This is a genomic window from Clostridium sp. (assembly GCF_030532265.1).
Taxonomy (GTDB): Bacteria; Bacillota; Clostridia; order Clostridiales; family Clostridiaceae; genus Clostridium.
In genome coordinates this window covers 1-13,769 of the sequence record NZ_JAUNLM010000055.1, presented here as the reverse complement: position 1 = coordinate 13,769, position 13,769 = coordinate 1, and the positions used below count along the sequence as shown (strand labels likewise).

General features: G+C 26.9%; 8 protein-coding genes, 5 tRNA genes and 1 other annotated feature. Of the genes, 1 reads left to right on the top strand and 12 read right to left on the bottom strand.

Annotation, left to right across the window (positions count from 1 at the left end; translation table 11 throughout):
* Positions 1-2: 2 nt before the first annotated feature.
* The 5 genes from addA to Q4E08_RS10110 form a co-directional block, all read right to left on the bottom strand.
* Positions 3-3,716 (bottom strand): helicase-exonuclease AddAB subunit AddA, encoded by a 3,714-nt coding sequence (gene addA / locus Q4E08_RS10130; protein WP_303130682.1) that lies wholly within the window; start codon positions 3,714-3,716, stop codon positions 3-5.
* On the bottom strand, positions 3,716-7,174 hold the full coding sequence (gene addB, locus Q4E08_RS10125; protein ID WP_303130679.1) for a helicase-exonuclease AddAB subunit AddB: 3,459 nt from the start codon (positions 7,172-7,174) through the stop codon (positions 3,716-3,718). Before addB ends, addA begins: the two co-directional genes overlap by 1 nt.
* A 389-nt stretch (positions 7,175-7,563) precedes the next feature.
* Positions 7,564-7,654: transfer RNA gene (locus Q4E08_RS10120), tRNA-Ser, on the bottom strand.
* A 27-nt stretch (positions 7,655-7,681) separates the two neighbouring features.
* Positions 7,682-7,772 (bottom strand) — tRNA-Ser (locus tag Q4E08_RS10115).
* Positions 7,773-7,984: 212 nt separating this feature from the next.
* A tRNA-Ser gene (locus tag Q4E08_RS10110) sits at positions 7,985-8,075 on the bottom strand.
* 165 nt (positions 8,076-8,240) lie between these two features.
* On the opposite strand from Q4E08_RS10110, the gene Q4E08_RS10105 reads away from it, so the two are divergent.
* Positions 8,241-9,056 carry a Cof-type HAD-IIB family hydrolase gene (locus Q4E08_RS10105; protein ID WP_303130678.1) on the top strand — a complete coding sequence of 272 codons (816 nt, stop codon included), beginning with the start codon at positions 8,241-8,243 and terminating at the stop codon, positions 9,054-9,056.
* Positions 9,057-9,087: 31 nt separating this feature from the next.
* Here the strand turns inward: Q4E08_RS10105 and serS are convergent, their stop codons facing one another.
* The 7 genes from serS to Q4E08_RS10070 all read right to left on the bottom strand — a co-directional run bounded on the left by serS (position 9,088) and on the right by Q4E08_RS10070 (position 13,713).
* Positions 9,088-10,362, bottom strand: coding sequence for a serine--tRNA ligase (serS, locus tag Q4E08_RS10100; RefSeq protein ID WP_303130677.1), 1,275 nt, complete (start codon positions 10,360-10,362; stop codon positions 9,088-9,090).
* A gap of 71 nt (positions 10,363-10,433) precedes the next feature.
* Positions 10,434-10,642: a binding site (T-box leader), on the bottom strand.
* A 66-nt stretch (positions 10,643-10,708) separates the two neighbouring features.
* On the bottom strand, positions 10,709-10,936 hold the full coding sequence (locus tag Q4E08_RS10095; protein WP_303130676.1) for a DUF1667 domain-containing protein: 228 nt from the start codon (positions 10,934-10,936) through the stop codon (positions 10,709-10,711).
* Between the two features lie 19 nt (positions 10,937-10,955).
* Complete coding sequence (locus tag Q4E08_RS10090; RefSeq protein WP_303130674.1) at positions 10,956-12,359, bottom strand: NAD(P)/FAD-dependent oxidoreductase; 1,404 nt, start codon at positions 12,357-12,359, stop codon at positions 10,956-10,958.
* 33 nt (positions 12,360-12,392) lie between these two features.
* The gene (locus Q4E08_RS10085; protein ID WP_303130673.1) at positions 12,393-12,905 is read right to left on the bottom strand and encodes a transcription repressor NadR; all 513 of its coding nucleotides are present in this window, start codon (positions 12,903-12,905) and stop codon (positions 12,393-12,395) included.
* Positions 12,906-12,931: 26 nt separating this feature from the next.
* Positions 12,932-13,435 (bottom strand): HDIG domain-containing metalloprotein, encoded by a 504-nt coding sequence (locus Q4E08_RS10080; RefSeq protein WP_303130670.1) that lies wholly within the window; start codon positions 13,433-13,435, stop codon positions 12,932-12,934.
* Between the two features lie 121 nt (positions 13,436-13,556).
* Positions 13,557-13,632: transfer RNA gene (locus Q4E08_RS10075), tRNA-Ala, on the bottom strand.
* A 4-nt stretch (positions 13,633-13,636) separates the two neighbouring features.
* Positions 13,637-13,713, bottom strand: a tRNA-Ile gene (locus tag Q4E08_RS10070).
* Between the last annotated feature and the right edge of the window lie 56 nt (positions 13,714-13,769).

Below are 13,769 nucleotides of genomic sequence, written 5' to 3'. Positions count from 1 at the left end.
TTTTATATTTCTATTTCTCTTTCTAAGTAAAATAAATATAAATACCTACTTACAACTTTCTTACCAGTTATTCTCTCTAATGCATCAGTATAATAATCTAATTGTACCTTATATTTTCTATTCATCTCTTCCTCAGCATTTTTTTCTATATAATCCGTCTTATAATCAATTAAAATTATTTCATCGTTTTCCTCAAAGAAAAGATCTATTATTCCTTGAAGTCTAACTTCTTCATTTTCTAATTCTTTTGGTATACTATCCTTAACTTCAGTTACCTTTACATTTATATAAAAAGGTAATTCCCTATGAATAACTCCACCTTTTCTATAAACATTTAAAAGTCTAACACCTATATCACTTTTAAAGAAATTCAATATTTTAAATGGATTTATTGATTTAAATTCCGCTTCTGTTAATAATTCATCATCAAACATTTCTTCTAATTGATTTTTTATTTGTTTTATTGAATCAACCCTATCATAATCTATTTTTTGCATAACAAAATGCATAGCAGTTCCTCTTTCTGCACCTGATAGTCCTCTTTCTTCTTGAAGAAACCTTGGCTTTATTACAATCTTTTCAGAAAATAAGTCTTCTCTATTATTTTCTTCCCTTTCTTCATAATTGTTCTTTTTTAAATCTGAAACAGAAAAATTACTTTTTAAGGTTGTCAATTCATTAAACTTATACTTATAGCTAAGTCTTCTTTCTATTTCTTTATCCACAGTTTCTGCCTTAAAATCTATAAATAAATTTTTATCCACAGGAAATTCATCCACAACCTCTATTTTTTTATCCACAGTAAAATCATATTTACTCCATATTTTTATATTCCATGTGGATAAATCGTCTTTTACTATATCATTAAATTCTGAAGACTTTTCTCTTAATACTTCACCATCTTTATGTTGACAAAGTGCCATTCCAACCCAATCTAAATAAGACTTTCCTTTTAAAACTTCTGAAGCTGCTATATTTTCTTTTTCTATACTAGCTGAATTTACCCACTTTTCCACAGTCTTATCTATATTATTTACCGTTCCAGTTATAATAAGTTTTTCTTTAGCTCTAGTAAATGCAACATATAATATTCTCATTTCCTCAGATAAGGTTTCAAGTCTTATTTTTTTCTTTATAGCATCTTTAGGTAACGTACTATAACTTATTCGTTTTTCTAAATCTACATATTCAGGACCAAAACCCAAATCATCATGATGCAATATACTATTATTTAAATCCATTAAATTAAATTGTTTTCCGCTTCCAGCTAAAAATACAACTGGAAACTCTAATCCCTTACTTTTATGAATACTCATAATTCTAACAACATCTTCATTTTCTCCAAGGATTTTAGCACTTCCCATGTCTCCTGAAGATTTTCTAAGTTTATTTATAAAATTTATAAAATTAAAAAGACCTTTAAAGCTAGTTTGTTCATATTGCTTAGCTCGTTGAAATAATATCTTTAAATTTGCTTGTCTTAATACTCCATTTGGCATTGCTCCCACATATCCATAATAGGATGTATCCATATATAAATACCAAATAAATTCATCAATTGGCATATATAAAGATTTATCTCTCCACTTATTTATTAAATCTACTACTCTATCACACTTTTCTTTAAGTCCTAAAGAAATATTATTTTCTTCATTAATAATTTGAATTATATTTTCATAAAAATATTTTTCTTTATTAACCATTCTAATATCTCCAAGTTCTTCTGCAGTAAATCCCATAAAAGGAGATTTTAAAACAGCTATCATAGGAACATCCTGAAGTGGATTATCTATGACCTTTAAAAGTGACATTATAGTTCTTATTTCAATTGATTCAAAATATCCAGATCCAGTATCAGCATAAACTGGTATACCTTCAAGCCCAAGTTCATCTAAAAATATTTCTGCCCAATTTTTAGTTGCCCTTAATAATATAACTATATCTTTATATTTAAGTTGTCTATATTCGCCAGTTTCTTTATCTAATACTTTAAATTTATCTTTATTAGAATCAGACATAAGTTCATTTATTCTTTTAGAAACAATTCTTGCTTCAAGATTTATTGAATCTATATCCTCTTCATCCATTAAATCTATATCTTCTAATTTTTCATTTTTATCTAATATATGAAGTTCTATAGGACCACCTGTATATGAATCTAACTCTTTTACTTCTTTAAAATCAGCGCCTAGATTTAAAGCTTCATCATCAGTATATTCAAGTTCGCCAACAGCATTTGACATAACTTGTTTAAATATAAAATTAACTCCATTTATAATTTCTCTTCTACTTCTAAAGTTCTTATATAATTGTATTACTCTATTTACTGAACCTTTTTGTTTTGAATAAGTATTATATTTTTCTAAAAATAATTCTGGTTTTGCCTGTCTGAATCTATATATGCTTTGTTTTACATCACCAACCATAAATACGTTTGGATTATCTGTAGTTTTTCTTGATACTAAATTTATTATAGATTCTTGAACATTGTTTGAATCTTGATATTCATCAACTAATACTTCATCAAAAAATTCTCTAAATTTTAATGCTACTTTTGAAGGCTCTATATTATCAATTTCATAATTAATAAGAATTTTAAGAGCTAAATGTTCTAAATCATTAAAATCTAACATATTCTTATCCCTTTTTTTATCGCTAAATCTTTTAGTAAACTCTAATGTTATATCTGATAACTTCTTTATAAAAGGATATGATGATTTTATTCCATATAACATTTCTTCTGGACTCATTGAAAAAATATCTTCTTTTAATCCATTTATTTTTTTCTTAACTTGATCTCTTATTCCCTTAACAAAATCTTGTGCTTCTGGATTGCTAACATTATTTTTTCTTATAGATTTAAGTCTTCCAAATGATATTTTAGAAACTGAATTATATATTTCAGTAAGTCCATTACTTAAAGAATCTTTTAAATTTATAAGTAAAGACAATTCATCATTAAATACATCTAAATATGATTCTATTCCTTCTGTGCTTGATATTATGTCTATTGCATTATGATACATGTTAATAAAACTATCAATTTCCATATTTATATCACCTTTTAATACTTGAACCCATTCTGTATTATCCAAATCAGAAATAGTATTTATATTAAAATCTTCAGCCTTATCCTTAAGCCACTTTTCAGGCCAAGGTCCACTCATAGAGAATCTATACAAATCTAAAATAATATCTTTAAGCTTTCTATCATCCTTACTACCGCCATAAGCCTCAACTAAATTTAAAAATTCTTTATCTTCTTTATCATATAAGTCTTCAAACATATCATCTATTATTTCACTTTTCAACAAAGTTCCTTCAGTCTCATCTCCAATTCTAAACGAAGGATCTAAATCTATTGTATGAAAATTATTTTTTATAATATCTAAACAAAATGAATGCATTGTAGTTATATTTGCTCTACTTAATAATGTTAATTGTTTTTGAAGATTAGTAGAACTTGGGTTTCTCTCAAGCTCTTTTGTTATTGCAGCTGCTATTCTTTCTCTCATCTCAGCAGCTGCTGCATTTGTAAATGTAACTACTAAAAGTCTATCTATATCTACTGGATTATTTTTATCTGTAACAATCTTTATTATCCTTTCTACTAAGACAGCTGTTTTACCTGACCCTGCTGCTGCTGCAACTAAAAGGTTACATCCCCTAGTATTAATAGCTTGAAGTTGTTCATCAGTCCATTTAGTTTCTCCCATTATTCTATAACCTCCTTTCCCTTAACCTTTTCCTCTATCTTTTTCCATATTTCATCATCTTTCTTCTTTAATACAATTCTATATTTATTATCTTTTATACTCGTATCAAATTGACATATAGATGAATAATCACAAAACTCACAATAACCCCTTTTATTAATTTTAGTAGGTTCTATTTTTATTTTTCCACTTAACATATCTGTACAAAGCTCAACCATCTTGTTATTAACATATTCTCTCAATATATTAAACTGTTCTTCTGTTGCAACAGAACTTCTTGCTGAAAACTCTCCATCTTTTTTAAATCCAGCTGGTATTATTAATGAATAAGTGTCCATAGTACTATCCATTGCCCTTATAAGTTTAGCATCTTTTAAAAGTAATCCATTCATTTTAAGCTTATCTAAAACTTGTTTTTGAATTTCTTCTTCTTCAAGATTTTTATTTCCTTTTATTATTGGATCATCAATTTTAAAATAAAGAATCGCTCCAGGCATTACACCTTTATTTAAAATATAATCAGCATTTTTAATAAGTGCATCTAAATAAACTAACAGTTGAATTTGAAGTCCATAATAAAGTTCTGTTAAATCAAACTTTTTAGATCCTGATTTATAATCTATTACTCTAAGATATGTATTTCCATCCATATCTAAAGTATCAATTCTATCAATTCTTCCAGTTAAATAAACTCTCTCACCAGTAGGTAAATCAAGCTTTATAGGCTCACCACCTTCTGAAGAACCAAATTCAAATTCATTTTTAAAAACTTCAAATTTTCCTCTTTTCATTTGTTCTGAAATGATAGAAACTGACTTTGCAACTATTCTCTTAAATCTATCAGTAAAATATTTATATCTTTTTGTACTATTTAAAATAGAATTTTTATCTTCTTTAAGCTTTATATCAATAAGCTCATTTACTATATTTCTACACTTATCTTTACTTAACTCAGACCATGAAAGATTTTCATTTTTAACTTTGTTAGTAAATTTATCTAATATTTCATGCATGAATGACCCAATATCTGGTGCTGAAAACTCATATATTTTTCTATCCTTAGCCTTAAGCCCATATTGAATAAAATAAGAAAAAGGACATTCTGCATATTTTTCAAGCCTTGATACATTAAATCTTAAATTACCATTATCATTTTCATAAAGCCTTCTTATTTTCTCTCTTTGAATTGTTTCACCCATATTTGAATAATCAATTCCCTTAAATATTATCTCTGTTTTTTTCTTAAAACTTTCATTGTTCATATACCAGCTAAATACTTCTTTCCAATATTCATCTATTTCTTCTTTATCAGCTTGCATTCTAAGTGCTAATATAAGTTCATTAAAAGTAGAAATAGGTGTCGTTACTTTATTAAACTCATCATATTTATCATTATAATTAAAGATATCACTCTCTTCTTTTAAATTCAAAAGTATTCTCTTTAACCTTGGTATAATTATTGAAGGTCTTAATGATTTCCCTTCAAAATCTGCCATTGGATAAGTAATCATCATATAGTTACTAGCAATAGTAAGTGCTGTATAAACCATAAATTGTTCCTCAAAAGCCCTAGCCTTAGTTGTTGCTGCAAGTTCTATTCCAATTTCTTTTAATATCTCTCTATCTCTATCTGATAATATTCCTTCTTCTTTATTAGTTGATGGAAGTACCCCATCGTTAACACCAATTATATATAGTGCTTTTACATCTCTTCCTTTAACTCTAGCTATATCACCAATATTCACCTGATCTAAAGCAACTGGTATAACTCCAATTTCTTTACTTTGAAATCCTGCATTTAAAACCTTATAAAAATCTTTAGGAGATATTTCTTCTTCTCCAATTACATCAACAGCTTGATCTAATATTTCTATTACCATAGAAGGTATTTGCTCATACTCTCTTATCTTTCCTTCTAATCCTTCTTGACTAAAAACTTCAATCCAATCATCAATTTTATTAAATACATCAAGCTCAATTAACAATTCATATATAGCAATGCAAATTTCTCTAACCGTTTTATTATTCTTTCCTTTTATTTTATTATGAAATTTGATTATAGGCTCACGAACTTCCTCCATTATTTCCTTTATAAGCAGTTCATCTTTATTTTCATATATATCTTCACTTTCAAAATATCCATCATTAACTTCTTCTGTAGTCCATCTAAAACCTTTTATCCCATGAGCTAAAATATAATTTTCTAAAATATCTATATATTCTCTTTCTATATTTATAAGGCCACTTTTCAAATATTTAAATACACTTTCATAAGACCAATTTTGAATTAATATTTCAAAAGCTGAAAGTATAAGTATCACTAATGGGTTGCTAAGAACTTCAATTTTTTTATCTAAAAAATATGGTATATTATATTGATTAAAAACAACAGATGTTATCTTTTCATAAGAATCTATATTTCTACAAACAACAGCTATATCTTTATATCTATATCCTTTATCTCTAACAAGTCTTACTATATCTTTTGCTATAATATCAACTTCATCATAAGTGTTATTTGCTTTATATAATCTTACATCCTTATTTTTACCGCTATATATTCTAAATGGATAAGTAAAGAAATGTCTTTCTATGTGTTTAAGTTCTTCACTATCTTTAAACCTATATGGATATTCTTTATTTAAATCTATCGGATTTAAATAAGAAATGTTATTTTCCTCCATAATATTAAGAATTCTTTTTTCAGTATTTTTTAGGGAATTAAATATATCAGTTACATCTGAATTCTTATTACTTCCGCTTTCATCTATACAAAGGGTTATATTTATTTTATTAGCTTTAAATGCTAACTCCTTAATAATTTCAAGTTGTTGTGGAGTAAAAGTTGTAAATTCATCAATCCAAATTTCTGAATCATCATATATATGACAGCATTTTAATTTTTTTGCTAATATAGTAAGTTCATCATCACTGTCAATTACATTTGATTCTATTCTTTCATTGTAATCACTATAAAGATTTATTAAGTCATTTAACTTTTCCTTTAATTCTTCATCATCAGTATTTTTTTCACCCTCTAATAACATTTCCTTGGAAATATTATATTTTTTAAACTCTGTAAATGTTTTATAAATTATATCAATAAAACCTTGTTGTCTTGATATTTTATTAAAATATTTTAGTTCATCTCCTTTTTCTTGAAGCAACTTATAAATAAGCATATTCTTACCTTCATCATCCATTATTTTATGAACTCTTCCACCACATTCTTCAAAAACAATTTCTGCCATTCTCTTAAAACTTAAAACCTGTGTTTTTAAAAGAGCTTTTTCTCCAATTATATCTAAAAGCTTTTTCTCAGTTTGAAATGTATATTGCTCTGGAACTATTAATATTAATTTATTGTTTTTTTTATCTTCTAATTTCTTTTTAATTTGTGTTAAGCAAAATCTACTCTTTCCACTACCAGCTCTCCCATAAATAAATCTTATTCCCATATATAATTACTCCTAAATATTCATTTTATATTAAGTTTATTTCTTATATTAATTATATCCTATTTACTATATTTCTAAAAAATTTAATAAACGATTTGATTTAATTATTATAATATTTATATTTAATGTAAATACTTGCTTTTATAATATTAATACTAAGTCTATATAGCAATTTTTAATTTTAATAATTTAAACTTAAAGTTTTATATTTAAAGAAATAAAAATGTACTATAATAAAGAATTTTTAAAAGAAAGCATTAAAAATTCTTTATTATAGTACATAAAAAATATATAAATATTATTTTTTTAATATATATAACCTATAAGTTAAAAATTTATAGAAATAAATAAATTATATAAAAAAACATCTAACATTAGTTAGATGTTTTTGGCGGAGAATCCGGGATTTGAACCCGGGCGCCGGTTGCCCGACCTACGCCCTTAGCAGGGGCGCCTCTTCAGCCACTTGAGTAATTCTCCATGTGCCCTCTATATTAAAATATATAATGGCGGAGAGACAGGGATTCGAACCCTGGGTACCCGTGAAGGTACGCCGGTTTTCAAGACCGGTGCCTTAAACCAACTCGACCATCTCTCCGTAAAGACATTTATTATTATAGCAATGATATATTTTTATGTCAACACCTTTTTTATTTTTATTTTACTTAATTTATATATTTTTATATTATTAACATCAACTCTAAATATATTATATTAATAACCTATATTATGTAATATTGCAATATAGTAAAAATATGAAAATAAATTTAAAAAATAACAAAAAAACCTATTCATATGAACAGGTTTGTATGGCGGAGAGACAGGGATTCGAACCCTGGGTACCCGTGAAGGTACGCCGGTTTTCAAGACCGGTGCCTTAAACCAACTCGACCATCTCTCCATGCGACAAATAGAATTATATCAACATATATTTTTTATGTCAACTATTTTTATAAAATTTTTTATAAATTTCTTTATATTATATAATAATATCATTTAGGTAGCATTATATATTTTTTTATATTATAATTATTGGAAATTTATTTTTTATTTTAAGGAGGACATAATGAACTTATACATTTCAGACTTGGATGGAACTTTATTAGATAATAATGCCAAACTTTCACCTTATACAATATCATCACTAAATAAACTAATAAGCAAAGGATTAAATTTTTCAGCAGCTACAGCTAGAACACCAGCTACTGTTGTTCCTCTTCTTTCTAAATTAAATTTACACCTACCAGTAATTGTTATGAATGGAGCTGCAATATATGACTTAAAAAAAGAAACATATATTACTTACAATCCTATTAACGAAGCTTCTGTTAGTCAAATAAATAAAATTTTGGAAGATAATTATGCTTCTGTATTTGCTTACACTATATCTAATAATCATATAAATGCTTACTATAATAATTTAAATAATGATGTTCAAAAAAATTTTATGAATGATAGAATTGGTAGCCCTTATAAAACATTTATAAAATCAAAATTACCAAATAACTCAAATGTTCTTTATTTTTTATTATTAGAAAAAAAAGACTTAGTTATGAATATATATGATAAAATTCAAAATATATCTGGAATATATTCAGTTGCATATGAGGATGTTTATAATAAAGACTTTTATAATCTAGAGATTTATAGCGATAAATCATCAAAAGCAAATGCAATTAAAGAAATAATGGCTCAATATAATTTTGATAGATTAATTTCCTTCGGAGATAATTTAAATGATTTACCTATGTTCAAAATTTCAGATGAATGTTACGCTGTTAATAATGCAAATACTCAACTAAAATCTATTTCTACTAATATTATAAATTCCAATAATAATAATGGAGTTGTAAAATATTTAGAAAAGCTGAAATCTTTTTAGATTTCAGCTTTTTAATTTAAAATAAACTTTATTATTTAATTATATCTACACCCATATATCTCTTTAACGCATCAGGAACTGTTACAGTACCATCTTCGTTTTGATAATTCTCAAGTATAGCAGCAACTGTTCTTCCAACTGCTAATCCTGATCCATTTAATGTGTGAACAAATTGAGGTTTACCTTTTCCATCTCTAAACTTAATATTTGCTCTTCTTGCTTGGAATTCTTCAAAGTTTGAACAACTTGAAATTTCAACATATCTATTATAACTTGGCATCCAAACTTCTAAATCAAATTTTAATGCTGCAGTAAATCCTAAATCACCTTTACATATTCTAACTTTTCTATATGGTAATCCTAATTCTTCTAATACTTCTTCAGCATCTCTAACTAATTTTTCTAACTCATCATATGAATTTTCAGGTCTTGTAAACTTAACTAACTCTACTTTATTAAATTGATGTTGTCTAATTAAACCTCTAGTATCTCTACCAGCTGATCCCGCTTCTGCTCTAAAACAAGCTGAATAAGCAACATGCTTTATTGGTAATTCTTCCCCATTTAGGACTTCATCTCTATACATATTAGTTACTGGAACTTCTGCTGTAGGTATTAAGAAAAATCCATTATTTTCTACCTTAAATGCATCTTCCTCAAATTTAGGTAACTGACCTGTTCCTGTCATACTATTTCTATTAACCATATATGGTGGCAATACTTCAGTATATCCATGCTCATCTGAGTGTTTATCCATAAAATAGTTAAGTACAGCTCTTTCAAGTCTTGCTCCTAATCCCTTATAGAATGTAAATCTTGATCCTGCAACCTTTCCTCCTCTTTCAGCATCTAATATATTAAGATCTGCTCCTAAATCCCAATGTGCCTTTGGCTCACCATCAAATTTTCTTGGCTCTCCCCATCTTTTTATTTCTACATTATCTTCATCTGAATCTCCATCTGGAACTTCAGGATTTGGTATATTTGGTATTCTAAGCATTAAATATTCTAATTTTTCATTTACTTCTGAAAGATTTGTATCATGTTCTTTAATTTCATTTCCAAGCTCTTTCATTTCAGCCATTATTGGCGCAACATCCTCGCCAGCTTTCTTTAACTTAGGAATTTCAGCTGAAACTTGGTTCCTTTTACTCTTTAAAACTTCAACTTCACTAAGTATTGTTCTTCTTTTTTCATCTAGTTTAATAACTTCATCAATAACTGATAAATCAAAATCTTCTCCTCTATTAGTTAAAGCTTTTTTGATTTCTTCTGGATTATTTCTTATTCTCTTTAAATCTAACATTATTATTCCTCCCAATATATATTAATTTTAATAAATTTCTTGTAATAATAAAAAAAGAGCCTATATCCCTGAAAAGGGACGAATAGACTCCGCGTTGCCACCCTAATTGGTAAAGACCTTAATTCTTTACCCTCTTTACAGATATAACGACTCTTCACCGTACTGCTTAAATCACAGTCCCTCCAAGGTGGATTCATATTAATAAAAGCTATCAGTTCACACCAAACACCGACTCTCTTAAAGCTTTATTAAAACTACTTGGCCTCTTCACAGGTTTAATATTATTAATTAATCTTAATATATTATATTTTAAGGCTTCTTGTCAATAATTTGCCCATTAAATTTATTAATTATCAATTCTTTTAGTGCAAACTATATCTATACCAGTATTCAATATATTTTTACATATTATATCTCCCGTATTTATTGGAGTACTAACATAAATTCTACCTATAACTTTAGAAAATTCTCTCCAAAGTTTTACATTAACTATGTCACTACTTTTAACTGGTACAACCTTATGTTTTATATTTCCTCTTACTCTTACTATACTTGTAAATATATCCTCTTTCATAAAAAATATTCACCTCTACTTAAACTTCATCAAACTCTTTTATTCTACCTGATACTATCTTGGAATCTTTTGAATTTCTAACTATATCAACTGGACTTTTATCCATCTCTCTTGCAAGAATATTTATTATTTTTCTAATACAATATGAACCATGACAATTTCCATATCCTGCCCCTGTCCTTTTTTTAACTCCTTCAATAGTTCTAGCACCTAAAGGTCTCCTAATACAATCTACAATTTCCCCTTCACTAACTCTATTACAAGCACATATAATATTTCCATATCTCTTATCAAGTTTTATAATTTCATTTATCTCATCTCTATTTAAATCTCTAAATCTATAAAACTCTCTTCTCTTATCTATAAAATTTTTATTAACTGATGCATTCATATTATTTACTATTGCATCTTTTATACTTTGTGCTATCGCTGGTGCTATAGTTATTTTTCCATAATGCTTTCCTGTTACTCTTATATATCCATCATGCATTTCACTATCATCAATATCCATTTCATCTCTCATATAAACTTCTCGTATCATTTCACTTATATTTTCTTTATCTACACTCGGAACTATAGACTTTATAAATTCCAACCCTTTATTAACATCAAGAATATCTGTATTTTTAACACCAAACATAGTTCCACCATTAATCATTGGTGAATTCATGACAAATGTTTGTTCATCTATTACATCAACTATTATTTTACTAAGATTTTTTTCAACTTTATCATCAGTTAAAAAATAATTCATTTTCTTTTTTTTATTTTCTTCTACAATTAAACTTTTAGTTTTAATATTATCTATGTATATCTCATCTGGTATAGTATTTACTACCATCTTACATTTAAACTTATTTTTATTTGTTATTACATCAAATCCCTTGGTTATTTTTTTTATACTTATAACTTCTTCTTCTAATCTAAAATTAGCTCCATTATCAACAGCTACTTCTGCATATGCAATAGCAAGCTCATAGGGAGCTATTATAGATGTATTTTCTGAATATAATGCTCGCTTAATATCACCGTATATATTAGGTTCTATATCTTTAACTTCATTAGTATCTAATAAATATATATCAGATATACCTCTTTTCTTAGCATTTATATACATGTTTTCAATTCTTATATTTTGCTCATCATTTCTAGCAATTTTAAGAGAACCAATCTTTTTATATGGTATATTAAACTTTTCGCAATCAGCTTTTATAAGCTTACTACCTATGTTTTCAAGTTCAGCCATAACTATGTTTGATGTTTCAGATCCATCATATACTATAGCAGTATTAACCACAGCTATATCATCTGCTATATCATATCCTTTTTCTATAAGCGCTATATTTAAATTATATTTGGAAAGTTCATATGCAACAGCACATCCAACAATTCCACCACCTAATATTAATACATCATAATCCATATATTCTCAATATGCCTCCTAAATCAAAATCATTTAACAAACAATAAAATTATTTTTTCTTAAATCTTCTTTTATCAATACTTCACTATCTTTATCGTCAACGGAAATTGTATGTAAATGAACTCCATTAGTAAGAATAGATAGAGGTTTAGCATTGTTATTATTATATTTATCTATAAACTTATTCATATCATTTAAATTTCTTATCATAAGATTAGCTTTAATTTCACCATATATAGGATGCTCAACAATAACATCCTCTATAGTTCCACCATACTTTATTATAATTTCTAGTTCATTCTTCAAATTTAATTCATCATGCTCAACAGCAATAATAAACTTAACCTTATTTGTCTCACTACCATATATTGTATAACCTTCTGGTGTAGCTATAATATTATTTCCTCGCGCTCTAAGTATAGCTATATCTTTTACTATTATTTGTCTAGTTACATTATATATGCTTGCCAAATCTGCTCCTTTTATAGGAGTATTGTTCTCTAACAATCTCGATAAAATATTATTTCTTCTATCTTTAGAATTCATAACTTAATATTCCTCTCAATTTTATTTTAATTTTTATTATCGCATTCTTTTATTATTTCAAGATAAATGTTATTAACTTTTTTCTTAGAATCTTCATGATGCTTCATTATAACATCTAAAAATTCACTATCATAATTATTTATTTCTTGTAAAATTTTCACACCTTTTAATGGATGATTATAATAAATATCTATTTTCTCTATATTATTGTACTTTTTTATTTTTCCCTTTGTTGCTTTATCCAATAGTACTAATATAGACTTATCAATAACATTTAACGATTTTTTTATCTTTCCTACATCATGCAATAAAGCTACTCTTGCTAGTTTTTCTTTATTAATATTTATATTCTCAGACTCTATTTTATCTATAGCATCATAACAAACACGTATACAATGTTGTTTTTCAGAATTATTTAGTTTATTAAATAATTCCTTTTCATTTTTATTTAAATACATATTTATTAATTTATAGTCTATTTTTTTCCATCTAGATATGATATGCCAATAAAATTGTTTAACTCTATACATATTAAATTACTTCCTCAAAAGTTTTATTTCTTATATTATCATAACACTTACAAAATAGCTTATCAATTTTATTTATATAACAAAAAAGCCATGAACTAATGTTCATGGCTTTCCACCTATTTGGTGGAGGTAAGGAGATTCGAACTCCTGACCCCCTGCGTGCAAGGCAGGTGCTCTCCCAGCTGAGCTATACCCCCAAAATGGTGGACCTTCAGGGACTCGAACCCCGGACCTACCGGTTATGAGCCGGTTGCTCTAACCAACTGAGCTAAAGATCCATTACCTGGCAACGTCCTACTCTCCCACACGGTCACCCATGCAGTACCATTGGCGC